The following is a 22,907-nucleotide window of genomic DNA, read 5'->3' on the forward strand; positions in this document are numbered from 1 at the left end:
GGAGGGAGAGACCGATGGTCGTGAGACTGCTTGTGCTCGCCGTGTTGGCGGCGGTGGCCGCGCTTGCCTGGGACAACGGCTGGCGGATCGACGAATCGCATGTGCAGCGCTACTACGCGCGGCAGATGGATGCGATGCGCAGCTTCGACCATGAGTCGATGTGCAAGGACATCGCAGGCGATTTCAGTATCAGCGTCACCTCGTACGTCGATGGCCGGCGCACGGGCGAGGCCGCATATGACGGCGAAAGCACCTGCCGCATGACCCGGGAAATGCTGGAGGGGATGCGCAACCTGGGCAGGCGGAGCCGCGGCCTGCTGACTTTCGATGTCACTGTGGACGTGCGTTCGATCCGCATCGAGCCCGGACGCCGCAACGCGACGGTGGAAAGCGTCACCACGATGAAGATGGGCGAGGTCCTGGTCAGCCGCAGCCGCGGCACGGAGCGCCTGTCACGCTCGGTCTGGCGCGTGCGCAGCCATGGTGGCGAGGGCCAGAACTGGACCTACCTGTTCTGATCAGGCCGCGTACCGCCCCTCAGAACGCCCAGGTCAGCAGCAGCGCCGCACGGCCGTCGGCCAGGCGCGAGTCGCCGACCGATTCCGCCAGCAGTTCGCTGTAGCCGGAGGTGTCGGTGTACTGCAGCTTCGCGTTGATCGGCCCGAAGTCGCGGTCAAGCGAGACCAGCCAGTCGCTGTAGCTGTCGCCGGCGGCGGCGTCGAGGTCGTAGTGGCCGGCCTGCAGGCCCAGGGTGAGGCCGGTCCCGCCGAGCGGGAAGGCCGCGCCGGCGGTGTAGTACCAGCCCTTGCCGCCGAGGTTGAAGATATCGGGCGAGTAGGCCACGCCCACGTTGTAGTACCCGGCGAAGCCCAGCACCGCCTGGACCTCTGTGTAGTCGATGTCGTAGTCGGCCCCGTTGTGGCCGGGGTAGGCCACGTGGGAAACGAACACGTCCAGCTCGGTGCCGGCGCCCAGGTCACCGCTCCAGCCCACGTAGAGTTCGCGCTCGTGGTCGATGCCGTCTTCCGGGTCGCCGAAGTCGACGGTCGAGGCGAAGGCACCGACGTAGAAGCCGCTCTGGTGCTCGACGTATGCCTCCAGCTGCAGGGCCGGATCCTCCATGGTCTGGGAGACGCCGCGCCAGACATAGTCGCTGGCCGCGACCACTTCGCCGCCGACCGACCAGGCAGCGTCGTCACCGGCTTCCTGCGCATAGGCGGGCAGGGCGGTGGCGAGCAGGGCCGCCAGCGCGGCGGCGAGAGACAACTTGGTCATGGCTGGAACTCCGGACCCGTGAGCGGGCGAGGCGCGGGACGATACACCGGCGCGGTGCCGGGGTAAATCCACGTTGACACTGCCCGATCCCCCTCGGAACATGACCGTCTTGCCCCCGTTCCGGAGAACCGCCGTGTCCCTGCGCCTCGCACCGCTTGCCTGCGCCCTGGTCCTTGCCGCATGTGGCGGCCAGTCCGGGTCCACCGACGCCGGCGCCCAGGGGGCGGAGGAGAAGGTACTCAACGTCTACAACTGGTCGGACTACGTGGCCGACGACACCATCGCGAACTTCGAGGCGGCCACGGGCATCAAGGTCAACTACGACGTCTACGCCGAGAACGAGACGCTGGAAACCAAGCTCACCGCCGGCGGCTCCGGCTATGACGTGGTCTTCCCCTCGGCGCGACCGTTCGCGCAGCGCCAGATCGCGGCCGGGCTGTATTCGGAGCTCGACAAGTCGAAGCTGCCCAACCTGCAGCACATGGACCCGGCGATCATGAAGGGCCTGCGGGACATCGACCCGGGCAACGCGCACGCGGTGCCGTACATGTGGGGCACCACCGGCCTGGGCATCAGCGTCGAGCGGGTGCGCGCAGCGCTGGGCGAGGCGGCGCCACTGGATTCCTGGGGCCTGCTGTTCGATCCCGAGAACGCCGCGAAGCTGGCCTCCTGCGGCATCCACGTGCTCGACGACGACCAGGAGGCCTTCGGCGCGGCGCTGCTGTGGCTGGGCCGCGATCCGAACGCCGGCGCCGCCGACGAGATCGACGCGGTCAAGCAGGTCTACGCCGCGATCCGTCCGTATATCCGCACCTTCAACAACGCCGAATACAAGGACGCGCTGGCCAACGGCGATGCCTGCCTTGTGATGGGCTATTCCGGCGACATCGGCCAGGCGCGCGACGTCGCCGCCGAGGCCGCCACGGCCACCGGCAAGCCGGTCCCCGACATCCGCTACGTGATCCCGAAGGAGGGCGCGATCCGCTGGACCGACCTGGTCGCGATCCCTACCGATGCGCGCCACCCGGGCAACGCCCACGCCTTCGTCAACTACCTGATGGAGCCCGGGGTGATCGCCGCGATCACCGATCATGTTGCCTACGCCAACGCCAACCAGGCGGCCACGGCGCTGATCGATCCGGAGATCGCCGGCGACGCGGGCGTGTATCCGCCCGAAGGCGTGCGCGCCAAGCTGGTGGACCCGACCTCGCTGCCCGAAGCCGTGCAGCGCCAGCGCGTGCGCGCCTGGACCGGCATCAAGAGCGGCCGCTAGGCGATGGCGGCCCCCGTGCGGAGCCTTGCTTCCGAGCCCTGGCGCGACCCGGCTGCACAGCCATTCGTGCGCATCGAGGGGGTCACCAGGACCTTCGGCAAGGTCTACGCCTGCGACGACGTCACGCTGGACATCTACCGGGGCGAGTTCTTCGCGCTGCTGGGCGGCTCGGGCTCCGGCAAGAGCACCCTGCTGCGGATCCTGGCCGGGCTGGAGGCGCCCGACCAGGGACGCATCCTGATCGACGGCCTGGACGTGACCGACCTGCCGCCGTACCAGCGGCCGGTCAACATGATGTTCCAGAGCTATGCGCTGTTCCCGCACATGAGCGTGGCCCAGAACATCGCCTTCGGCCTGCGCCAGGACCGGCTGCCCGCAAGCGAGATCCGCGACCGCGTGCAGGCGATGCTGGAGCTGGTGCGCATGCCGCAGCTGGCCAACCGCAAGCCGCACCAGCTGTCGGGCGGACAGCGCCAGCGCGTGGCGCTTGCACGCGCGCTGGCCAAGCAACCCAAGCTGCTGCTGCTGGACGAACCGCTGGGCGCACTGGACCGGCGCCTGCGCGAGCACACCCAGTTCGAACTGGTGAACATCCAGGAGCGCGTCGGCACCACCTTCATCATGGTCACCCACGACCAGGAAGAAGCGATGACGATGTCGTCGCGCATCGCGGTGATGGACACCGGGCGCATCGTGCAGGTGTCGACGCCGGCGGTGCTGTACGAGTACCCGGCCACGCGCTTCGTGGCCGAATTCATCGGTGGCATCAACATCTTCGAAGGCCGCGTGCTGGACAGCGAGGAGGCCACGGGCCAGGCGCGCATCCAGTGCGACGCGCTCGACGCCGAGCTGCTTGCACGCCACACCGATCCGCTGCCGGAAGGCACGGCAGTGAGCGTGGCCGTGCGCCCGGAGAAGATCGACGTGCACGAGGCGCCGCCGCCGCGCGGCAGCGTGGCCACCGAGAACGTGGTGGTCGGCAAGGTGCGCGACATCGCCTATCTGGGCGACGTTTCTATCTACCAGGTCGAGACCGAAGCCGGCGCCATCGTGCGCGTGCAGGAGACCCACGTGGCCCGCAGCTCCGAGCCGCACTACGACTGGGACGACACCCTGTGGCTCAGCTGGGAAGCGGCCAGCGCGGTGGTGCTGACGGCATGAGCCAGGTCCGCAACGCGGGGCTGTGGGACTTCTGGTTCGACGTGGTGCGCAACCTGTTCGGCTGGTTCCGCGCGGTCGGGCACGAATTCCGCACCCGCCGCGGCCGCTTCCTGGTCACTGCGCTGCCGATGCTGTGGCTGGGCCTGTTCTTCCTGGTGCCGTTCCTGATCGTGCTCAAGATCAGCTTCGCGCAGGCGGTGTTCGGGCAGGCACCGCCGTACACGGCCCTGGTCGAGACCGCGGCCGACGGCGCGGCCTCGCTGCGCCTGCACGTCTCCAACTACGCGATGCTGCTGTCCGACCCGCTGTACGTGTCGGCCTATCTCAAGTCGCTGCTGTTCGCGTCGGTGTCCACCGTGTTCTGCCTGCTGCTGGGCTATCCGATCGCGTATGGCATCGCACGCGCCACGCCGGTGATGCGCCTGCTGCTGCTGGTGCTGGTGATCCTGCCGTTCTGGACCAGCTCGCTGCTGCGCACCTATGCGCTGATCGGCATCCTGAAGGCCAATGGACTGCTGGCCCAGGCGCTGATGGCGGTTGGGCTGGCGAGCCCCGACTTCGCGCTGCTGCATACCGACATCGCGGTCTACATCGGCATCGTCTACAACTACCTGCCGTTCATGATCCTGCCGCTGACCGCCACGCTCATGCGGCTGGACTTCACCCTGCTGGAAGCCGCCGAAGACCTCGGCGCGAAGCCGTGGCACGCCTTCCTGCGGGTGACGCTGCCGCTGTCGATGCCGGGCATCATCGCCGGCTCCCTGCTGGTGTTCATCCCCGCGGTCGGCGAGTTCGTGATCCCCGACATCCTCGGCGGCCCCGACGCGCTGACCATCGGCCGGGTGCTGTGGATCGAGTTCTTCACCAACCGCGACTGGCCGCTGGCGGCCGCGGTGACCATCGCCATGCTGGTGATGATCGTGTTGCCGACGCTGCTGTTCGAATACTTCGAGAACCAGCGCAGCGAACGCGAGGCGGAGGCATGAAGCGCAATCCGTTCCTGCTCTACACCGCCATGGTGCTGGGCTATGCCTTCCTGTACATCCCGATCCTCTCGGTGGTGGCGTACTCGTTCAATGCCTCGCGGGTGGCGACCGTGTGGGGCGGCTTCTCGACGCGCTGGTACAGCGCGCTGCTGGCCAATGACCAGCTGCTGGATGCGGTGCAGCGCAGCTTCCTGATCGCCGCGATCACCGCGACCGCCGCCGTGTTCCTGGGCACCGCCTGCGGCCTGGCGCTGTCGCGCTTCGGCCGTTTCCCGGGGCGCGGCCTGCTGAGCCTGATGAACTCGGCGCCGATGGTCATGCCCGACGTGATGATGGGCCTGAGCTCGCTGCTGCTGTTCGTGACCCTGCAGCAGGCCTTCGGCTGGCCCGACCGCGGCATGGTCACGATCACGCTCGCGCACATCACGCTCACCGCCTGCTACGTCACCGTGGTGGTGCGCTCGCGCATGGCGGGCATGGACGACAGCCTGGAAGAAGCGGCCATGGACCTGGGCGCGAAGCCCTGGCGGGTGTTCTTCGTGATTACCCTGCCGCTGATCGCACCGGCGCTGCTGGCAGGCTGGCTGCTTGCGTTCACGCTGTCGCTGGACGACCTGGTGATCGCCAGCTTCACCTCCGGCCCTGGCGCAAGCACGATGCCGATGGTGATCTATTCCAAGGTCAAGCTCGGCGTGACACCGGAGATCAACGCGCTGGCCACGATCATCGTCGTGCTGGTCGCGGCGGGCGTGAGTGTCGCAGGGGTGTTGATGCATCGCAGGCAGGGCACGGGCTGATCCGACACCGCACGCGCGTGGATCAGGCATCCGGCGCCGGGTCGGGGAAGACCAGCATTTCGGCGCTGCCGGCGGCGCGGGTGGTGGCCAGGACTTCAAGCACGCGATCGCAGGCGCGCCTGGCTGCATCGGCAACGCCGCATCCGGCAAGCCGGTGTCCGGCGAGGGTCGCGCTGAACAGGTCCCCGGTTCCCTTGGGGGTGCTGTCCAGGCGCGGGTGCTCGATGACTTCGACGGACTCACGGGTCGCCACGGCTACCCGCATCGTGCCGGCCCGCCAGCTGGCCGGCGCCGCGCTGGTGGCGACCACGCAGCGGGTTCGTCCGGCGAGCAGGGCGCGCGCCGCATCCACGACCTCGTCGACGCTTGCCACCGGCCGACCGGCCAAGAGCCCGAGCTCGAAGCCGTTGGGCACCAGGCCGTCGGCCAGCGGCAGGAGATGGGTGCGATAGGCCTCGACCATGCCCGGGTCGACGTACACGCCGACGTCCTCATCGCCGATCACCGGATCGATGAAGACCTGGATGCCCGGGCGTTCGTGCACCAAGGCCTCGATCCAGCGTGCAAGCGCCTTGGCCTGGGCGGGACCGCCGAGGTAACCCACGACCACGGCCTTCAGGCGCCGCAGGGAGTCGCGCGCGTGCAGGTCCGCCAGGTAGCCTTCGAACCACTCCAGCGGGATCGCGCCGCCATGGATCGTCGGATGGTGCGGCGTATTGCTCAGCACCACCGTCGGCACGGCGGCCACGCGCAGGCCCAGCGCCTGCAGCGTCGGCACCGCGATGGTGTTGCCGACCTGGCCATAGACGACCTGCGACTGCACCGAGACGACGTCGACCTGCATTGGCCGCAGTGGTGCCTGTCCGCCATGCCCGGACGGCGCGGGTGCGTTGCCTGTGTCCATCCGCTGATTCTAGGCCCCGCGGCGGCGGGTGCCGCTGATGCCGGTCAGGTCCGGGCCATCTAGAATGTGCGGGATGCACCCGGATGACGCCACCAGCGCCGACGAACGCGACCAGGCCTGGATGCGCCATGCACTGGGGCTGGCCGACCGCGCCGAGCGCGAGTTCGACGAGATCCCGGTGGGCGCGGTGCTGGTGGGGCCGGAAGGCGAGGTCGTGGCCGAGGGCTGGAACCGGAACATCGGCGAGCACGACCCCAGCGCGCACGCCGAAATCGTGGCCATGCGCAAGGCCGGCCAGGCGCTGGGCAACCACCGGCTCATCGGCTGCACGCTGTACGTGACGCTGGAGCCCTGCGCGATGTGCGCGATGGCGATGGTCCACGCCCGCATCGCACGCGTGGTCTACGGTGCCGCCGATCCCAAGACCGGCGCCGCAGGCAGCGTCTTCGACCTGCTGGCCGATGCGCGCCACAACCACCGCGTCGAGGTGAGCGGCGGCGTGCTTGCCGTGGAGGCCGGGACCCGTCTGCGCGACTACTTCCGGCGCAAGCGCGGGCGCGCCGCAGGCTGAGACAGCTGCAGGCGCCACGTTATGATGTGGGATTGCAGCGCCGGGGCCCGCATGCCCGCCGCGAACCGACACCCGACAAAGGAACGACGTGAGCGAAAGCAGCAACCGCCTGGCGTGGATCGACCTCGAAATGACCGGCCTGGACACCGACCACGACTCCATCCTGGAGATCGCCACGGTGGTGACAGACGCCGACCTCAACATACTGGCCGAAGGCCCCGAGCTTGCCATCGCACATCCGCTGGCACGGCTCGAGGCCATGGACGACTGGAACCGCAACCAGCACGGCAAGTCCGGCCTGTGGCGGCGGGTGCTGGAGGAGGGCGTCACGATGGCCGAGGCCGAGACGCGCACGCTGGAGTTCCTGGGTCGCTGGATCAAGCCCAACGAGTCGCCGATCTGCGGCAACTCGATCTGCCAGGACCGCCGTTTCCTGCACCGCTGCATGCCGCAGCTCGAGCGCTTCTTCCATTACCGCAACCTGGACGTCAGCACGATCAAGGAGCTGGCACGCCGCTGGGCGCCCGACGTGCTGGCGGGCATCCGCAAGCAGGCCGCCCACACCGCACTGAGCGACGTCCACGACTCGATCGCCGAACTGCGCCACTACCGCGGCGCAATGGGTACGTTCGCCCCGCACAAATAACGTTGTGCTCCTGTTGTAGGAGCAGCTACAGCTGCGACCCGGCGTAGCATTCCTGCGGATCCGCTTCATCCGTGGCAAAGAGAAAGGCCAGGCTGCGAAGCCCGGCCTTTCGGTTTTGCTGCCGCGGTGATCGCGGCCATGGCCGCTCCCACAGGGGAGCGGCGCTGGCGCTCAGCCGGTGGCCTTGGCCTTGGACTTGGCGAGCTTCAGCCAGGTGTCGACCACGGTGTCGGGGTTGAGCGAGACCGACTCGATGCCCTGCTGCATCAACCATTCGGCGAGGTCCGGGTGGTCGCTCGGGCCCTGGCCGCAGATGCCGATGTACTTGCCCTTGGCCTTGGCGGTCTGGATCGCCATCGACAGCAGCTTCTTCACCGCAGGATCGCGCTCGTCGAACAGGTGCGCGACCACCGCGGAGTCACGGTCCAGGCCAAGCGTCAGCTGGGTGAGGTCGTTGGAGCCGATCGAGAAGCCGTCGAACATCTCGAGGAACTCTTCGGCCATCAGCGCATTCGACGGCACCTCGCACATCATGATGACCTTGAGCCCGTTGACGCCGCGGCGCAGGCCGTTGGCGGCGAGCACCTCGAGTACGCGACGGCCTTCGTCAAGCGTACGCACGAACGGGATCATCACCCAGAGGTTGTCCAGGCCCATGGTCTCGCGCACCTTGAGCACCGCGCGGCATTCCAGGGCAAACGCGTCCGCGAAGGCCTTGTCGACGTAGCGGCTGGCGCCGCGGAAGCCGATCATCGGGTTCTCTTCCTCGGGCTCGTAGCGCGACCCGCCGATGAGGTTGGCGTACTCGTTGGACTTGAAGTCCGACATGCGCACGATCACAGGGTTCGGCGCCACCGACGCGGTCAGCGTGGCGATGCCCTCGGCCAGGCGGTCGACGTAGAAGCTCACCGGGTCGGCGTAGCCGGCCGCGCGCTCGTCGATCTTCTTCTTCGTTTCCGCATCCTGCGCGTCGTACTGCAACAGCGCGTTGGGATGCACGCCGATGTGGGCGGCGATGATCATCTCCAGGCGCGCCAGGCCGATGCCGGCGTTGGGCAGCTGGCCGAAGTCGAACGCGCGCTCGGGGTTGGCGACGTTCATCATGATCTTGAGCGGCGCCTCGGGCATCGAGGTCAGGTCGGTGGTGATGCGCTCGAAGGGCAGGGCACCCGCGTAGATGAAGCCGGTATCGCCCTCGGCGCAGCTGATGGTGACGGTGGCGCCGTCCTCGATCGTGTCCAGTGCGTTGCCGGTGCCGACCACGGCCGGCACGCCCAGCTCGCGGGCGATGATGGCGGCGTGGCAGGTGCGGCCGCCGCGGTTGGTGACGATGGCGGCGGCGCGCTTCATCACCGGCTCCCAGTCGGGGTCGGTCATGTCGGCCACCAGCACGTCGCCCGGCTGCACGCGATGCATGTCGTCCAGCGTGCGCACCACGCGCGCCACGCCGCTGCCGATCTTCTGGCCGATGGCGCGACCCTCGCAGACCACGTCGCCGCGGCTGCCGAGCATGAAGCGCTCGATCTGGGTGGCCTTGGCGCGCGACTTCACTGTTTCCGGGCGCGCCTGGACGATGAACAGCTTGCCGGTCACGCCGTCCTTGGCCCACTCGATATCCATCGGGCGCTCGTAGTGCTGCTCGATGGTCAGGGCCTGGCGGGCGAGTTCGTGCACGTCCTCGTCGCTGATCGAGAACTTCGAGCGCAGGGCATCGGGCGTGTCCTCGTTGCGCACGCGCTCGCCCGGCTGGGCGGAATAGACCATGCGGATCTGCTTGGCGCCCAGCGAGCGGCGCAGGATGGCGGGACGGCCCTGGCGCAGCGTGGGCTTGTAGACGTAGAACTCGTCCGGGTTGACCGCACCCTGCACGACGTTCTCGCCCAGGCCATAGCTTGAAGTGATGAACACCACGTCGCGGAAGCCGGATTCGGTGTCGAGGGTGAACAGCACGCCCGAACTTCCGCAGTCCGAACGCACCATCAGCTGCACGCCCGCGGACAGGAACACGTCCTCGTGCTTGAAGCCGTGGTGCACGCGGTAGGCAATGGCGCGGTCGTTGTAGAGGCTGGCGAACACCTCCTTGACCTTGACCACCACGTCTTCCACGCCGGTGACGTTGAGGAATGTTTCCTGCTGGCCGGCGAAGCTCGCGTCGGGCAGGTCTTCGGCGGTGGCCGAGGAGCGCACGGCGACGGCCACGTCCTGGCCGCCGTTGTCGGCGCAGAGCTTGGCGTAGGCGGCACGGATGTCGGACTCGAGCGCGGGATGCAGCGGCGCGTCGATCACCCAGCCGCGGATCTCTCCGCCGGCGCGCGCCAGCGCGGGCACGTCCTCGACGTCGAGCGTGGCGAGCCTGTCGAAGATCCGCTGGTGCAGGTTGTTGTGGGCAACAAAATCCTTGAAGGCCTCGGAGGTGGTGGCGAAGCCGCCGGGCACGGACACGCCGAGCCGGGCCAGGTTGCCGATCATCTCGCCAAGCGAGGAATTCTTGCCACCGACCTGTGCGAGGTCGGTCAGGCGAAGGTCGTCAAGCCACAGGATGTTGGCGCTCAAGGCGGACTCCGGAGGGAAATCGGTGGAACGGTGGGAAAGGCGGCCGGCCAGCGGCACCGGGCGTCGAGTCCGGGTATTTTAGCAAGCCATCCCGCCGCGGGGCCCGCGGCGCAGCAGGAAAAACGCATGTCGACGCCGCGCCCGGTCTTTTACGTCTCCGATGGCACCGGAATCACCGCCGAAACCATCGGCCACAGCCTCCTGACCCAGTTCAGGGACACCGCGTTCGCGGCCGAACGCATTCCCTTCGTCGACAGCGTGGAGCGCGCCGCGGAGATCGCCGTCCGCATCCGCGCGGCGGGGGAGGCCGCGGGCGTGCGCCCGGTCGTGGTGAGCTCCTGCGTCAACGTCGACTTCACCTCCGCGCTCGCGGCCAGCGGCGCGATGGTGCTGGACGTGTTCGAACCTTTCATGAGCCTGCTGGAGGCCGAGTTGGGCGAACAGCGGCAGCCACGCGTGGGCCAGGCGCACGGCATGGTGGATTTCGACACCTATCACAAGCGCATCAACGCCATGAACTACGCGCTGACCCACGACGACGGCATGTCGATCAACTACGACGCCGCCGACGTGATCCTGGTGGCGGTATCGAGGGCCGGAAAGACGCCGACCTGCGTCTACCTGGCGCTGCACCACGGGATTTCCGCGGCCAACTACCCGCTGACCGAGGAGGACCTGGAGCACGACCGCCTGCCGCCGCGGCTGCGCGCCCACCGCGCCAAGCTGTTCGGGCTGACCATCGATCCCGTGCGCCTGCAGCAGATCCGCCAGGAGCGGCGCCCGAACTCGAAGTACGCCGAGCTCGAGACCTGCAAGCGCGAAGTGGCGGCGGCGGAATCGCTGTTCCGCGCCGAGCGGATCCCGGTGCTGAGCACCACCCACACATCGATCGAAGAAATCTCCAGCAAGGTGATGTCCACCCTGGGCATCCGCCGCGGCATGTTCTAGTCGACCGTGTAGCATCGGTGGCATGTCGCAACTCGTCGCCCGTCGCCTGCATGTCCCCGGCCTCAGCCGCCTCGGTTGGCTGATGGCGCTCTATGCGGAAAACCATGCGCGCCTTGTGCGCCTGTTCGAAGCGGGCGACCTGGCCGTTGGCGCTTACGTGTCCAGCATCGGCGATGGCCTCGACCTCCGCCTGGACGTGATCGAACGCCACGCCTACACCAGCGAACTGCGCATGGCCTACGGGGCACTGCCCGATCCGGTCACCGGCCAACCGGACCCTTCCGCGTTCCTGCGGCTGTACCGCGACGCGCGCCAGGTGGAGGCGACCCACTGCTACGTCGGGCGCCGCTGGCAGGACGCGATCGGGATGTTCCCACCGCCGGCGCAGCTGCTCGGGCACCGGATGCGGATGAACACCTTCCTCGGCAAGTGGCTGCAGTACCTGGCCGAAAGCGGGCACGGGGTGGCCACGCTCGCGCCGGTGGCTTCATGCCCGGCGCCTGCCGCAGTGCTATCTTCGGGCCGCAGTTCCCCCGACAGCACAAGGTGAACCCATGACGACGAAGCTCGACAAGCCGCTCAAGCGCGAAGTGCAGATCGGCGACAAGGCCTACACCCTCACCATCGACCCGACGGGTCTGAAACTGGTCGAGAAGGGACATCGCAAGGGCGTGGAAATCGACTGGCCGGAGATCGCGGCGCGCGAAGGCAACGACTGAGCGACGCGCAGCCGCCGCTGCATCGCAAAGAAAAAGCCCGCCATGAAGGCGGGCTTTTTTTTGTGTTGGCGTCCCCACGGGGATTCGAACCCCGGTGTCCACCGTGAAAGGGTGGTGTCCTAGGCCTCTAGACGATGGGGACTTGAAACTGTCCACACTCACGACCGGCCCGGGTCGATGAGTGGTGGAGCCAGGCGGGATCGAACCGCCGACCTCCTGCATGCCATGCAGGCGCTCTCCCAGCTGAGCTATGGCCCCACGTTGCTGAGCCCGAAATTGTAGGGGCGGGAAATCGTTCCGTCAACACATGTTGTCGCGTTGGGCCTCGATGTCCTGTGCAGCAGGCGGGCGGCGTACATCATAGGGACAGTCATCGCCCTACGCTTGCAAAGGATCCCCATGGAAACCGACCCGCAGTTCCCCAGCCGCCCCTCGACCGACACTGCATCCCTGGTTGCCAGGGTCCAGGCGATCCTGACGTCGCCGCGCACGGAGTGGCCGGTGATCGCCGCCGAAGACGCGAGCATCAAGGGGCTCTACACGCGCTACATCATGATCCTTGCCGCCATCCCGGCGGTGTTCGGCTTCCTCAAGGGCAGCCTGATCGGGCACAGCATGCTCGGCGTCAACGTGAGCACGCCGATCCTGATGGGCCTGTTCGGCATGGTGCTTGGCTATGTGCTTGGCCTGGTGGTGCTGTACGTCGTGGCGATGATCGTCAACGCGCTGGCGCCGTCGTTCGGCGGCCGCAAGGACCAGGTGCAGGCGCTCAAGGCGGTCGGCTACGCATGGACGGCGGCATGGGTGGCCGGCATCGGGATGGTCATCCCCTGGCTCGGTTGGCTGATCGCCCTGGCCGGTGCCGCGTACAGCATCTACCTGTTGTACCTCGGCCTGCCGCACACCATGAAATGCCCGCCGGAGAAATCGCTGGGCTACACGGCGGTCAGCGTGGTCATCACCTTCGTGCTGAGCCTGATCCTGGGCGCGATCCTGGCCGGGATCACCGGCGCGGGCGCGCTTGCCACCGGGGCACTGGACGGGAGCAGCGGCAGCGACGTGGCCTTCCACGAGGACAGCCGGCTCGGCCAGCTGGAGCGGATGGGCAAGCGGATGGAAGCCGCTGCCCGCGACGTTGAAGCGGCCAAGGCCAGCGGCGACGGCGCTGCGCAGGCCAAGGCGCTTGGCGCGATGATGGGTGCCATGTCCGGCAGCACCGGCGCGGACGGCGAGCCGGTGCCGGCGCTTGCACCCGAAGCGCTCCGTGCGCTGCTGCCTGACAGGCTTGGCAACAGGGCCCGCACCGCCATTTCCGCCAGCCGCAACAGCGGCATGGGCATGGAGATCAGCCAGGCATCGGCCACGTATGCATCTGGCGACGGTTCCGGCGAGATCCAGGTCGAGATCGTCGACCTTGCGGCCATGGGCTCGATGATGGCGATGGCCAGCGCCTTCGGCGTCGAGGAGAGCACCGAGACCAGCGACGGCTTCGAACGTAGCTACAGCCGTGACGGCCAGCTCTTCAGCGAAGAGTGGAACAGCGCCGGGAAATACGGCACGTACAGCGTCACCGGGGCCGACCACTTCAAGATCGAGGCGAGCGGCAACGTCGACAGCTTCGACGAGCTCCGCAGCGTCGTCGGCCAGATCAAACCCCGCCGCGACTGATCCGGCCGCGGCCCGCCAGGGGCGCCCGGGCCGGGCGCCCGCATCCGCTCAGTCGCCGTGGCGGGCGTATTCGGTCGTGCTGCCATCGTGCTGGACCAGCTCGACCGCATAGGGATGGACCGTGCCGTCGGGCAGCTCCATCCCCGGTGATCCGGCCGGCATCCCGGGCACCGTCAGGCCGCGGGCATCCGGACGTTCGGCCAGCAGGCGTTTGACGTCCTCCGCGGGGACATGGCCTTCGACGAAATAGCCGTCGATCTCGGCGGTGTGGCAGGAGCCCTTGGCGTAGGGCACGCCGGCCCGCTGCTTGATCGGACCCATATCGTCGTGGTCGTGGATTTCGATGGCGAAGCCGGCGTCGCGCATGTGCTCGATCCAGGCCACGCAGCAGCCGCAGCTGGGGCTCTTGTGCACCACCAGCAGCGACGAGTCGGCAGTGTTCGCCGGCGCAACGGGACTGTGCGCAGGCACGGACCGCGGGGCCACGGGCGCAGCCGGGGTGCTGCTGTCGGCCGTGCAGGCCGCAAGCAGGCCGAAGATACCCGCCAGCACCACGGCGAAACTCTTGTTGATGTCATTCATTGCAAATATCCTTCATGTGACTGTTTCAAAACCAGAATCTGAGGCCGATAACTGCGCGTGTGTCGCGGGTCGACCCGCCGTCGCCGCGACGCAAACGGCTGGTGCCGCCGAACGTCCGCTCATGGACCACGCCGATGTACGGCGCGAAGTGGCGGTTGAACTCGTAGCGCAGGCGCAGGCCTGCTTCCATCGAGGACAGTCCCGAACCCACGCCGCGCGCCTGGTCATCCTTGCCGAACAGGGTGGCTTCGAGCACAGGCTGCAGGATCAGGCGATTGCTGAGCAACAGTTCGTACTCGGCTTCCGCGACCAGCGCCGTGCGGCCTGATTCGCCCACGTAGCCGGTCACCGAGACCTCGAACATATGAGGCGCGAGTCCCTGCACGCCGAACGCCGCCCAGGTCTGCGCGTCGTCGGGGGCGAAGTCGTGCTTCAAGCCGGCAACCACGTCCCACCAGGCCGAGACGCTGCGCCCGTAGAGCAGCTCGAGGTCGGCAGACTCCGTCGTGCCGCCACTGCGTTCGCCCTCCGTGCGCAGCCACAGCCGACGCAGGTCGGTGCCGAACCAGCCTTGCGCTTCCCAGGCCTGGCCGCTGCCGGGGTCGGCGTCCCAGGCCTCGAAGCGGTTGAACAGCAGATAGCTGTTGATCGCCGACGCGTGCTTCATGTGTCGCTCGAGCTTCGGGAAGGCGGCCGCGCGATCGGCGTCGGTGAGTGTCGGGACCGGGGTGACGGGGGCCGGGGAGCCTGATGGGCTGGCATGACCGGCGTGGTCCATGGTCGAGTGGTCCATGGTCGAGTGGTCCATGGTCGAGTGGTCCATGGTCGAGTGGTCCATCGTGGAATGGTCCATCCGCGATTGGTCCATCGTCGCGTGATCCATCCCGGAATGATCCACCTTCGCGTGATCCATCACAGCGTGCGCCTTAGCCGGTCTGGTGGCCTGCTCTGCGTGCCCCTCGTGTCCGTGATGTCCGGCATGGTCCTGCGCCTGCACCTGCGCCTGCACCTGGCCGATCGCACCCGTGCCCAGCACGATGGCCAACGAAAGCACGGTGGCATGCATGCCGCTCATGCCTGCTCCTCCACACGCACTTCGCGCATCATGCCCGCCTCCATGTGGTACAGCAGGTGGCAGTGGAAGGCCCAGCGGCCGAGCGCATCGGCGCGCACGCGGAAGCTGCGCCTGGTGCCTGGCGGCATGTCCACGGTGTGCTTGCGGAGCTGGAAATTCCCGTCCGCGTCTTCAATGTCGCTCCACATGCCGTGCAGGTGGATCGGGTGCGACATCATGGTGTCGTTGACCAGCACGATCCGAAGGCGTTCGCCGTAGGTCATGCGCAGCGGCTCGGCGTCCATGAACTTCTTTCCATTGAACGACCAGGCGAACTTCTCCATGTGTCCGGTCAGGTGCAGCTCCACCTCGCGACCGGGATCCCGGCCGTCCGGGTCGTCGAACAGGCTGCGCATCGCGCCATAGGTCAGCACGTCGCGGCCGTTGCCGCGCAGGCCGACGCCGGGATCATCGAGCTTCGGCGCCAGCGACATCGCCTGCATGTCGATCAGCGGATTGCCGTCTTCGCTGGCCGGGTGTTGCTGCATGCCGCCGGGGCCATGGTCCATGACCGCCATCGGCTGCGTACCGTGGCCGGCGTGCGCGGACTGGTCCATGGCCGCGTGGTTCATCGCGCCATGAGCCATCGCGCCATGATCCATTGCGCCATGATCCATTGCCCCGTGATCCATCCCGCCGTGGCCCATGTCGTCCATGGTCAGCAGCGGACGCGGGTCCAGCGCCGGTACCGGCGGCGCCAGGCCGTGGCGCACGGCCAGCGTGCCGCGGGCATAGCCGGTGCGGCCGCTGTCCTGGGCAAAGATCGCGTACGCATCCTGGCCACGCGGTTCAACCAGCACGTCGAAGGTCTCGGCAGTCGCGATCCGGAACTCGTCCACCGTGACCGGGTGGATGTACTGCCCGTCGGCCGCGACCACGGTCATCTTCAGGCCGGGGATGCGCACGTCGAAGTAGGTCATCGCCGAACCATTGATGAAACGCAGCAGCACCTTCTCGCCGGGCTGGAACAGGCCGGTCCAGTTGCCCGCCGGCGCGGCGCCGTTGAGCAGGTAGGTGTAGGTGTGGCCGTTGATGTCGGAGATGTCGGTCGGCGTCATCCGCATCCGCCCCCACATCGCGCGGTCGCGCAGCGTGGCTGCAAGGCCATCGGCACGCGCGTCGCGGACGAAGTCGCCCACGGTGCGCTGGTAGTAGTTGTCGTAGGCGGAATCCTTCTTCATCCGCCGGAACAGCGCTTCGGGATCCATGTCGGTCCAGTCCGACAGCAGCAGCACGTGTTCGCGGTCGTAGTGGTAGGGCGGCGGCTGCAGCGGATCGATGACGATCGCGCCGTACAGTCCGGCCTGCTCCTGGAACATCGAGTGGCTGTGGTACCAGTACGTGCCCGACTGGTTGACCTGGAAGCGGTACTGCCAGGTTTCACCGGGCGCGATGCCGTCGAAGCTCAGGCCCGGCACCCCGTCCATGTTCGCCGGCAGGATCAGGCCGTGCCAGTGGATCGAGGACCAGGCATCACGCAGGCGGTTGGCCACCCGCAGGGTGACGGTGTCGCCTTCGCGGAAGCGCAGGAGGGGGCCGGGAAGGCTGCCGTTGACCGTCGTCGCCAAGCGTGGCCGCCCGGTGAAGTCGACCGGGGACCGGCCGATTGACAGATCGAACCGGCTGCCGGCAAGGATGGGCATTTGCGGATGCGGCGCGGTCTGGCCGGCCCGCGGTGCGAGGCCGAGTACGGCCATCGCCCCGCCCGCGGCCAGGCCCTGCACGAAACGACGTCGGGGAATGCTCGCGCCAGGGGGCGGAAGAAGGTGGTGCATGGAATCTCCGGATCACGCTGCAACGCCACGGGCCTTGCCGCGACATCGAGGTTCAGTGGATCACCGCCCGGGCAGTGCCGGGCGACGGCCTGTGGCTGGCGCCTGGTGGCGCCCCGGTCAGGCGATCGGAGGGCGGATGGGGCTCGGCAACGGCGGTGCCGGATGGCCCGCGGCAAGACGGTGCAGGTTCGCATCCGCCCGCGGCCGCGCCACGTCGACCAGCAGGGACGGCGCCACCGCCAGCGATGCATGCATGCAGGCCTGGCGGCACTCGGGACTGTCGCCGCAATCGGACCCGCCGGCGGCGTGGCAGTCCGCCGCGGGCTCGGGCGCCGGGGCCACGGCTTCGCCATGGCTGGCGCAGTCGCCGGGCATGACGGGCAGCGCGTCGTCCGCCACGGCCCCGGCCACGGCCGGCGGCATGACCGGCATCGGCATTCCGACAAGCACACCGGCCATGGCGCCACCGATCCCGTTCAGGACCAGGGCAATGGCAAGCAGAATCTGCAGGGGCAGGGCATACGCGCGCACAGTGCCGCCAGTCTAGCGCGTCCCGTCTCCGCCTGGCGGCTGCGAGCCGCGCGACATGGGCAGCTGCCAGCCCCATCGCACGGCCGCCATGCGCAGGCCGAAGCAGACCAGTCCGCCCACGCTGGCCGACACCAGCACCGGCGCCTCGACCAGGGTCCCCGCCACGACGATGCCGCTGCCGGCCAGTGCGGCCACCGCGTAGAGATCCGAGCGCAGCACCACCGGAACCTCGGCCAGCAGGATGTCCCGCGCCATGCCGCCGCCGATGCCGGTCAGCACGCCCATCAGCGCGGCCATCACCGGGTTGAGTCCGAACACCAGGGCCTTGTGCGTGCCGGCGATGGCGAAGAAAGCCAGGCCGACGGCATCAAGCATGCGCACGGGGTTGCGCAGCCGTTCGACCATGGCTGACCAGTAGAACGTGAGCACGCCCGCCGCCATGGCGACCGCAAGATAACGCCAGTCCTGGAACGCGGCCGGCGGCGTCGCGCCGATCAGCACGTCGCGGCTGATGCCGCCGAAGGTGGAGGCCGCGAACGACACCACCAGCACGCCGAACAGGTCCAGCCGCCTGCGCACCGCCGCGGTGGCGCCGCTGACGGCGAACGCGAACGTGCCGCACAGGTCCAGCACCAGCACCAGCGTGCGGTGGAATTCCAGGGAGCCGTGGAGTTCGACGGAAATCATCGCGGGCAGCTTACACAAGCCTGCACGGCCCGGAAACGTGAAGCACGACAATGACTTAGGGGCCTCCCTAGGTTGTCTGTCGCGTCTGGTTGCAGGAATGTCCGGGGTATCGCTGAAAGGACGCACACGCCATGACCTTCGATTCCATCGCCGCATCACCGTCCCACGCCGCCAACGCCGCGTTCGTCGACCGGCCGGGCGATTTCATCAGCCCCAGCGGCTATGACTACAACGACATCATGGGCGTGCGCGGCAATCCGCATGTCACCCAGGCCTTCATCGACAAGGTGGAAGCCATCTCGGCGCGCATCGGCACCAAGCCCGAGTACCTGATGGCGGTGATGAGCTTCGAATCCGGCCAGAGCTTCCGCCCGGACGTGAAGAATCCGCTCAGTGGTGCCACCGGGCTGATCCAGTTCATCGTGCCGACCGCGCAGGGACTCGGCACTTCGACCTACGCGCTTTCGCAGATGACTGCGATCGAACAGCTGGACTACGTCGAGAAGTACTTCGGTACGTACAAGGGCGAGCGGCTGGGCACGCTGGAGGGCCTGTACACCACCGTGCTCGCCGGGCGGCCGATCACCGATCCCAACGCCACGCTGTTCGATACCGGCGACGGCCTGGCCTACACCCAGAACGCGGGGCTGGACTTCAACAACGACGGCCGCATCACCTCCGGCGAGGCGACCAGCCGCGTGCGCCAGCAGGCCGCGACGGACCTGCCGCCGCCGGGTGGCAACGTCGCCAATCCGGGGCCCGCGCCCGGCCCGAACCCCACGCCAACGCCAACGCCAACGCCCGCACCGGGCGGAAACACCTACACCGTGCAGTCCGGTGACTCGCTGTGGGCGATCGCCAATGCCAACAACACCGACTGGCAGACCCTGGCCCAGCTCAACGGCCTGCGCGACGCCAACACCATCCATCCCGGCCAGGTGCTGCAGCTGCCGGGTGGAGCCCAGGCCGATCCGGGCTCCTATACCGTCCGTAACGGCGACACCCTTTCGGGCATCGCCAGTCGACTGGGTACCAACTGGCAGACGCTGTCGCGCCTGAACGGCCTGGGCGACCCGAACATGATCTATCCGGGACAGGTGCTGAGGACCCCGGGCGGCGGCGACGCCTCGCCGCCGGCGACGGGCACGCACACCGTGCAGTCAGGGGAAAACCTGTCGACGATCGCCGCGGCCAACAACACCGACTGGCAGACCCTGGCGCGGCTCAACGGCCTGGGGGATCCCAACATGATCTTCCCGGGCCAGGTGTTGAGGACGCCGGGCGGCGGCGCGGCGCCCGCACCCGCGCCGACGCCGGCACCGGTCCCGGAAACCGGTACGCATACCGTGCGCGCGGGCGAGACGCTGTCGGGCATCGCCGGCCAGTTCAACACCAGCTGGCAGGCGCTGGCACAGCTCAACGGCCTGGCCAATCCGAACCTGATCCATGTCGGCCAGACGCTGACGGTGCCCGGTGGCGGCGATGTGGCACCGATGCCGAACCCGGTGCCGGGTCCTGGAGGTGCCAGCACCGACCGCAGCAGCTTCTACCTGCAGCAGCCCGATGGCTGGTCCTGCGGCCCGGCCTCGCTGACCATGGCGCTGGCCGCCTGGGGCGTGCGCCCGAACAACATGACCACGCGCAATGAGGCGGTGGGCCTGATCGGGCAGAGCTGGGGCCACGGCGTGCCGGGTGACGCCTCGCTGATCGCAGCCGGTGCGCGCAAGGCCGGCCTGCAGGCCAGCTTCAATCCCAGCGGCTCCGCCGCATCGGTGCGCAGTGCGCTCGAGTCCGGCCAGACCGTGATCCTCAACGGCGGCCTGCCCGGCGGCGGCGGACACTTCATCTACGTCGCCGGCCTGGACGGCAACGGCAACTTCATCGTCGGCGATCCCGCGCGTCCGGGCATCACCACCATGACCGCCGGCCAGCTCGAAACCTTCTCCTATGCCAACCCGGGCCAGCATCCCAACGGATTCGCGGCGATCTGGAAGTAACCAAGGCTCACTCGAAGACAGCCACGCGCTAGTCCGCCGCGGCGAAAGCCTCCACCAGGTAATCGATCATCACCCGCACCTTGGCCGGCGGTCGCCGGTCGGGCGGGTAGAGGACGTGGATGCCGCCGAGTTCCACCGGGGCCTTGTCCAGTTCCAGCGTGACCAGTTCGCCACGCTCGATCGCGCCGCCGACGATGAACTGCGGCTGGTAGATGATCCCCTGGCCCCGCACCGCCGCCGCCAGCAGGGCATCGCCGTTGTTGGCCAGCAGGTTGCCGCCGACGGGGACGCGTATTTCGCCTTTGGCGCCGAACGCCCAGTGTCCGCGCCCCTGCGACGCCGACAGGGTGTAGCCCAGGCAGTTGTGCTGGACCAGCTCGGCGACCCGGCGTGGCACACCGCGTGCGTCCAGATATGCGGGCGCGGCGCAGACACGCATGGGGCTGTCGCCCAACCTGCGCGCCTGCAGCGGGCTGTCGCCGAGTCGGCCGATGCGGATCCCCAGGTCCCAGCTGCCGGCGATCAGGTCGAGTTCCGCATCCGACAGGCCCAGCTCCACGGTCACTTCGGGATGCCGTTGGCAGAACTCCGGGATCAGCGGCGCGATGAAGCAGCGTCCGAATGACAGCGGCACATTCATGCGCAGCAGGCCGCTGGCCTTGGTGCGCTGCGAGGTGGCGGCAGCCTCGGCCTCGTCGATCTCGGGCAGGATGCGCAGGCAGGCCTCAAGGTAGTCGCTGCCGGGCTCGGTCAGTGCCAGCTGGCGGGTGGTGCGATGGAAGAGCTTCACGCCCAATCGCGCCTCCAGCGCGTTGACGTGCTTGGTCGCCATGGCCGGGGACATGCCCAGGTGGCGGGCGGCGGCAGACAGGCTGCCGTCCGTAGCGGCGCGCACGAACACCCGCATGCTGGTGATCCGGTCCATGCCGCCAATCTAACACTACTGGTGCGAACTGCTGGCCTCGATCGCCAGGTTCACGCTGTCAGGGAAGGAGCCGACAATGGCTGCCATGACGATTCAGCCTTCCCAACCCGCCACTGGCAGCGCCACGCGCATGCCTGTCCTCTTCGTTCCCCACGGTGCCGGTCCCTGCTTCTTCATGGACTGGAACCCGCCCGGGACATGGGACCGCATGGCCTCCTTCCTCACGGGGGCGGCCGCAACCCTGCCGCAGGCGCCGCGCGCGATCGTGCTGGTGTCCGGTCATTGGCTGGAGACCGGCTTCAGCGTCACCGGTCACCCCCGGCCGCCGCTGATCTACGACTACAGCGGCTTCCCGGCCCACACCTACGAACTGACGTATCCGGCCCCCGGCGACCCGGCGCTGGCCGACCGCATCGTGCAGCTGCTGGACGAGGCAGGCACGCCGACGCGCATCGATCCGCAGCGCGGCTACGACCACGGCGTCTTCATTCCGCTCAAACTGATGTTCCCCCGTGCCGACGTGCCGGTGGTGCAGCTCTCGCTGCGCCGCGACATGGATCCGGCGGCACATATCGAAGCCGGCCGTGCCCTTGCCGGGCTGCGCGACGAGGGCGTGCTGATCGTCGGCAGCGGCATGAGCTTCCACAACATGCGCGGCTACGGTGACCCGCGCTACACACCGCTTTCGGCAAGGTTCGACGAATGGCTGACCGCGGCGGTAGAGCGCGCGCCGGAACAGCGCGAGGCCATGCTGCGCGAGTGGGCGAACGCGCCCCACGCCCGCGACAGCCATCCGCCGGGCGCCGAGGAGCACCTGCTGCCGCTGCTGGTTGCCGCCGGCGCAGGCACCGGTTCCGAGGGCCGCAAGGTCTATTCCGAGGAAGTGATGAAGACCACGCTGTCCGCATTCCGCTTCGGCTGATCCAGCCCCAGCCCCGAACCAGGAGACCATTCCCATGAAGATCGATCTTTCCGGCAAGTCCGCTGTCATCACCGGGTCCACCGGCGGCATCGGCCTGGCCATCGCCACCGGCCTGGCCAGGGCGGGCGCTACCGTCACCGTCGTCGGCCGCGAGCAGGAGCGCGTGGACGCCGCCGTGGCCGACGTCCGCAAGGCCTCGGGCCGCGACGACGCCGGCGGCGTGGTCGCCGATGTCGGCACCGCCGAAGGCTGTGCCGCGCTCACCGCCGCGCGGCCTGACGCCGACATCTTCGTCAACAACCTCGGCATCTATGGCGCGCGCGAGTTCTTCGACATCGATGACGCGCTGTGGGACGAGTTCTGGCAGGTCAACGTGATGACCGGCGTGCGCCTGGCGCGCCACTACGCCCGTGGGATGCGCGAGCGCGGATGGGGCCGCATCCAGTTCGTCTCCAGCGAATCCGCGCTCAACATCCCCACCGAGATGGTGCACTACGGTGTCAGCAAGGCCGCGGTTCAGGGCCTCTCGCGCGGACTGGCCAAGGTGCTTGCCGGTACCGGCGTCACGGTCAACACGATCCTGCCGGGCCCGACCCGCACCAGCGGTTCGGTGAAGATGATGGCCGGCCTGGCCGCAGAGCGCGGCGTGACCCCGGTCGAGATGGAAGGCCTGTTCCTGGCCGAGAACCGTCCGTCCAACCTGCTCGGGCATTTCGCGGAACCTGAAGAAGTCGCGAACCTGAGCGTCTACGTGGCCTCGCCGCAGGCCAGCGCCACCACCGGTTCCGCGCTGCGCGTCGACGGCGGCACCGTGGAAACCATCGCCTGACCCAGGCCTTCCCGGCCTCGTTCACCCCCATCCGGCTTCAACCG

The 22,907-nt window shown here is 68.3% G+C and carries 23 protein-coding genes and 2 tRNA genes; 14 read left to right on the top strand and 11 right to left on the bottom strand.

Features of this window, described 5'->3' with window-relative positions; all coding sequences use genetic code 11:
- Positions 1-14: 14 nt before the first annotated feature.
- On the top strand, positions 15-518 hold the full coding sequence (locus WCE39_RS04780) for a hypothetical protein (RefSeq protein ID WP_343275564.1): 504 nt from the start codon (positions 15-17) through the stop codon (positions 516-518).
- 19 nt (positions 519-537) lie between these two features.
- Here the strand turns inward: WCE39_RS04780 and WCE39_RS04785 are convergent, their stop codons facing one another.
- Positions 538-1,275: a TorF family putative porin gene (locus WCE39_RS04785; protein ID WP_343275565.1), complete on the bottom strand. Its 738-nt coding sequence runs from the start codon at positions 1,273-1,275 to the stop codon at positions 538-540.
- Between the two features lie 133 nt (positions 1,276-1,408).
- On the opposite strand from WCE39_RS04785, the gene WCE39_RS04790 reads away from it, so the two are divergent.
- From WCE39_RS04790 to WCE39_RS04805, 4 genes are all read left to right on the top strand, one after another.
- Positions 1,409-2,548, top strand: a complete 1,140-nt coding sequence (locus tag WCE39_RS04790; protein ID WP_343275566.1) for a polyamine ABC transporter substrate-binding protein — start codon at positions 1,409-1,411, stop codon at positions 2,546-2,548.
- A gap of 3 nt (positions 2,549-2,551) precedes the next feature.
- Positions 2,552-3,709: an ABC transporter ATP-binding protein gene (locus WCE39_RS04795; protein WP_449283975.1), complete on the top strand. Its 1,158-nt coding sequence runs from the start codon at positions 2,552-2,554 to the stop codon at positions 3,707-3,709.
- Between the two features lie 128 nt (positions 3,710-3,837).
- On the top strand, positions 3,838-4,695 hold the full coding sequence (locus tag WCE39_RS04800; RefSeq protein WP_343275962.1) for an ABC transporter permease subunit: 858 nt from the start codon (positions 3,838-3,840) through the stop codon (positions 4,693-4,695).
- Positions 4,692-5,492, top strand: coding sequence for an ABC transporter permease subunit (locus WCE39_RS04805; protein WP_343275568.1), 801 nt, complete (start codon positions 4,692-4,694; stop codon positions 5,490-5,492). Before WCE39_RS04800 ends, WCE39_RS04805 begins: the two co-directional genes overlap by 4 nt.
- A 22-nt stretch (positions 5,493-5,514) precedes the next feature.
- Here WCE39_RS04805 and pdxK read toward each other — a convergent pair whose 3' ends face one another.
- Positions 5,515-6,396 carry a pyridoxine/pyridoxal/pyridoxamine kinase gene (gene pdxK, locus WCE39_RS04810; RefSeq protein ID WP_343275569.1) on the bottom strand — a complete coding sequence of 294 codons (882 nt, stop codon included), beginning with the start codon at positions 6,394-6,396 and terminating at the stop codon, positions 5,515-5,517.
- A gap of 73 nt (positions 6,397-6,469) precedes the next feature.
- Here pdxK and tadA point away from each other — a divergent pair, with 73 nt between their 5' ends.
- Together tadA and orn are read left to right on the top strand one after the other, a co-directional pair.
- Positions 6,470-6,967 (top strand): tRNA adenosine(34) deaminase TadA, encoded by a 498-nt coding sequence (gene tadA, locus WCE39_RS04815; protein ID WP_343275570.1) that lies wholly within the window; start codon positions 6,470-6,472, stop codon positions 6,965-6,967.
- A gap of 88 nt (positions 6,968-7,055) precedes the next feature.
- A complete protein-coding gene (gene orn, locus WCE39_RS04820) occupies positions 7,056-7,613 on the top strand; it encodes an oligoribonuclease (protein WP_343275571.1) in 558 nt (185 codons plus the stop codon).
- Positions 7,614-7,784: 171 nt separating this feature from the next.
- Here the strand turns inward: orn and ppsA are convergent, their stop codons facing one another.
- Positions 7,785-10,166, bottom strand: a complete 2,382-nt coding sequence (gene ppsA / locus WCE39_RS04825; RefSeq protein WP_343275572.1) for a phosphoenolpyruvate synthase — start codon at positions 10,164-10,166, stop codon at positions 7,785-7,787.
- Positions 10,167-10,292: 126 nt separating this feature from the next.
- Here ppsA and ppsR point away from each other — a divergent pair, with 126 nt between their 5' ends.
- Genes ppsR through WCE39_RS04840 form a run of 3 tightly spaced genes read left to right on the top strand, consistent with a single transcriptional unit; the run spans position 10,293 to position 11,833 of the window.
- Positions 10,293-11,114, top strand: coding sequence for a posphoenolpyruvate synthetase regulatory kinase/phosphorylase PpsR (gene ppsR / locus WCE39_RS04830; protein WP_343275573.1), 822 nt, complete (start codon positions 10,293-10,295; stop codon positions 11,112-11,114).
- Between the two features lie 22 nt (positions 11,115-11,136).
- Positions 11,137-11,664 carry a DUF1249 domain-containing protein gene (locus tag WCE39_RS04835; RefSeq protein WP_343275574.1) on the top strand — a complete coding sequence of 176 codons (528 nt, stop codon included), beginning with the start codon at positions 11,137-11,139 and terminating at the stop codon, positions 11,662-11,664.
- A 4-nt stretch (positions 11,665-11,668) separates the two neighbouring features.
- The gene (locus tag WCE39_RS04840; protein ID WP_343275575.1) at positions 11,669-11,833 is read left to right on the top strand and encodes a hypothetical protein; all 165 of its coding nucleotides are present in this window, start codon (positions 11,669-11,671) and stop codon (positions 11,831-11,833) included.
- 66 nt (positions 11,834-11,899) lie between these two features.
- Here WCE39_RS04840 and WCE39_RS04845 read toward each other — a convergent pair.
- Together WCE39_RS04845 and WCE39_RS04850 are read right to left on the bottom strand one after the other, a co-directional pair.
- Positions 11,900-11,975 (bottom strand) — tRNA-Glu (locus tag WCE39_RS04845).
- Between the two features lie 40 nt (positions 11,976-12,015).
- Positions 12,016-12,091, bottom strand: a tRNA-Ala gene (locus tag WCE39_RS04850).
- A gap of 141 nt (positions 12,092-12,232) precedes the next feature.
- Between WCE39_RS04850 and WCE39_RS04855 the strand changes: the two genes are divergently transcribed.
- Positions 12,233-13,501 carry a Yip1 family protein gene (locus tag WCE39_RS04855; RefSeq protein WP_343275576.1) on the top strand — a complete coding sequence of 423 codons (1,269 nt, stop codon included), beginning with the start codon at positions 12,233-12,235 and terminating at the stop codon, positions 13,499-13,501.
- A 48-nt stretch (positions 13,502-13,549) separates the two neighbouring features.
- Here the strand turns inward: WCE39_RS04855 and WCE39_RS04860 are convergent, their stop codons facing one another.
- From WCE39_RS04860 to WCE39_RS04880, 5 genes are all read right to left on the bottom strand, one after another.
- Positions 13,550-14,083 carry a DUF411 domain-containing protein gene (locus WCE39_RS04860; protein ID WP_343275577.1) on the bottom strand — a complete coding sequence of 178 codons (534 nt, stop codon included), beginning with the start codon at positions 14,081-14,083 and terminating at the stop codon, positions 13,550-13,552.
- A gap of 25 nt (positions 14,084-14,108) precedes the next feature.
- Complete coding sequence (locus tag WCE39_RS04865) at positions 14,109-15,149, bottom strand: copper resistance protein B (RefSeq protein ID WP_449283983.1); 1,041 nt, start codon at positions 15,147-15,149, stop codon at positions 14,109-14,111.
- A gap of 5 nt (positions 15,150-15,154) precedes the next feature.
- Entirely contained in the window at positions 15,155-16,972 is a 1,818-nt protein-coding gene (locus tag WCE39_RS04870) for a copper resistance system multicopper oxidase (RefSeq protein WP_343275579.1), read from the bottom strand.
- Positions 16,973-17,089: 117 nt separating this feature from the next.
- Entirely contained in the window at positions 17,090-17,503 is a 414-nt protein-coding gene (locus WCE39_RS04875; RefSeq protein WP_343275580.1) for a CopL family metal-binding regulatory protein, read from the bottom strand.
- A gap of 12 nt (positions 17,504-17,515) precedes the next feature.
- Complete coding sequence (locus tag WCE39_RS04880) at positions 17,516-18,190, bottom strand: trimeric intracellular cation channel family protein (RefSeq protein ID WP_343275581.1); 675 nt, start codon at positions 18,188-18,190, stop codon at positions 17,516-17,518.
- Between the two features lie 131 nt (positions 18,191-18,321).
- Between WCE39_RS04880 and WCE39_RS04885 the strand changes: the two genes are divergently transcribed.
- Positions 18,322-20,187 carry a LysM peptidoglycan-binding domain-containing protein gene (locus WCE39_RS04885; protein ID WP_343275582.1) on the top strand — a complete coding sequence of 622 codons (1,866 nt, stop codon included), beginning with the start codon at positions 18,322-18,324 and terminating at the stop codon, positions 20,185-20,187.
- Between the two features lie 28 nt (positions 20,188-20,215).
- Here the strand turns inward: WCE39_RS04885 and WCE39_RS04890 are convergent, their stop codons facing one another.
- A complete protein-coding gene (locus WCE39_RS04890) occupies positions 20,216-21,112 on the bottom strand; it encodes a LysR family transcriptional regulator (protein ID WP_343275583.1) in 897 nt (298 codons plus the stop codon).
- 208 nt (positions 21,113-21,320) lie between these two features.
- Here WCE39_RS04890 and WCE39_RS04895 point away from each other — a divergent pair, with 208 nt between their 5' ends.
- Both WCE39_RS04895 and WCE39_RS04900 read left to right on the top strand, forming a co-directional pair.
- Positions 21,321-22,034, top strand: coding sequence for a DODA-type extradiol aromatic ring-opening family dioxygenase (locus tag WCE39_RS04895; RefSeq protein WP_343275584.1), 714 nt, complete (start codon positions 21,321-21,323; stop codon positions 22,032-22,034).
- Positions 22,035-22,068: 34 nt separating this feature from the next.
- On the top strand, positions 22,069-22,863 hold the full coding sequence (locus tag WCE39_RS04900; protein ID WP_343275585.1) for an SDR family NAD(P)-dependent oxidoreductase: 795 nt from the start codon (positions 22,069-22,071) through the stop codon (positions 22,861-22,863).
- The last annotated feature ends 44 nt before the right edge of the window (positions 22,864-22,907 follow it).

Origin of the sequence: Luteimonas yanweni, assembly GCF_039548475.1 — a bacterium.
Lineage (GTDB): Bacteria > Pseudomonadota > Gammaproteobacteria > Xanthomonadales > Xanthomonadaceae > Luteimonas.

Excerpts from the sequence above, each read along its gene's own strand:
- WCE39_RS04780 (WP_343275564.1), top strand. The coding sequence starts at position 15 with ATGGTCGTGAGACTGCTTGTGCTCGCCGTGTTGGCGGCGGTGGCCGCG.
- WCE39_RS04785 (WP_343275565.1), bottom strand. The coding sequence starts at position 1,275 with ATGACCAAGTTGTCTCTCGCCGCCGCGCTGGCGGCCCTGCTCGCCACC.
- WCE39_RS04795 (WP_449283975.1), top strand. The coding sequence starts at position 2,552 with ATGGCGGCCCCCGTGCGGAGCCTTGCTTCCGAGCCCTGGCGCGACCCG.
- WCE39_RS04800 (WP_343275962.1), top strand. The coding sequence starts at position 3,838 with ATGCTGTGGCTGGGCCTGTTCTTCCTGGTGCCGTTCCTGATCGTGCTC.
- WCE39_RS04805 (WP_343275568.1), top strand. The coding sequence starts at position 4,692 with ATGAAGCGCAATCCGTTCCTGCTCTACACCGCCATGGTGCTGGGCTAT.
- pdxK (WP_343275569.1), bottom strand. The coding sequence starts at position 6,396 with ATGGACACAGGCAACGCACCCGCGCCGTCCGGGCATGGCGGACAGGCA.
- tadA (WP_343275570.1), top strand. The coding sequence starts at position 6,470 with ATGCACCCGGATGACGCCACCAGCGCCGACGAACGCGACCAGGCCTGG.
- ppsR (WP_343275573.1), top strand. The coding sequence starts at position 10,293 with ATGTCGACGCCGCGCCCGGTCTTTTACGTCTCCGATGGCACCGGAATC.
- WCE39_RS04835 (WP_343275574.1), top strand. The coding sequence starts at position 11,137 with ATGTCGCAACTCGTCGCCCGTCGCCTGCATGTCCCCGGCCTCAGCCGC.
- WCE39_RS04840 (WP_343275575.1), top strand. The coding sequence starts at position 11,669 with ATGACGACGAAGCTCGACAAGCCGCTCAAGCGCGAAGTGCAGATCGGC.
- WCE39_RS04855 (WP_343275576.1), top strand. The coding sequence starts at position 12,233 with ATGGAAACCGACCCGCAGTTCCCCAGCCGCCCCTCGACCGACACTGCA.
- WCE39_RS04860 (WP_343275577.1), bottom strand. The coding sequence starts at position 14,083 with ATGAATGACATCAACAAGAGTTTCGCCGTGGTGCTGGCGGGTATCTTC.
- WCE39_RS04865 (WP_449283983.1), bottom strand. The coding sequence starts at position 15,149 with ATGCATGCCACCGTGCTTTCGTTGGCCATCGTGCTGGGCACGGGTGCG.
- WCE39_RS04870 (WP_343275579.1), bottom strand. The coding sequence starts at position 16,972 with ATGCACCACCTTCTTCCGCCCCCTGGCGCGAGCATTCCCCGACGTCGT.
- WCE39_RS04880 (WP_343275581.1), bottom strand. The coding sequence starts at position 18,190 with ATGATTTCCGTCGAACTCCACGGCTCCCTGGAATTCCACCGCACGCTG.
- WCE39_RS04885 (WP_343275582.1), top strand. The coding sequence starts at position 18,322 with ATGACCTTCGATTCCATCGCCGCATCACCGTCCCACGCCGCCAACGCC.
- WCE39_RS04890 (WP_343275583.1), bottom strand. The coding sequence starts at position 21,112 with ATGGACCGGATCACCAGCATGCGGGTGTTCGTGCGCGCCGCTACGGAC.
- WCE39_RS04895 (WP_343275584.1), top strand. The coding sequence starts at position 21,321 with ATGGCCTCCTTCCTCACGGGGGCGGCCGCAACCCTGCCGCAGGCGCCG.
- WCE39_RS04900 (WP_343275585.1), top strand. The coding sequence starts at position 22,069 with ATGAAGATCGATCTTTCCGGCAAGTCCGCTGTCATCACCGGGTCCACC.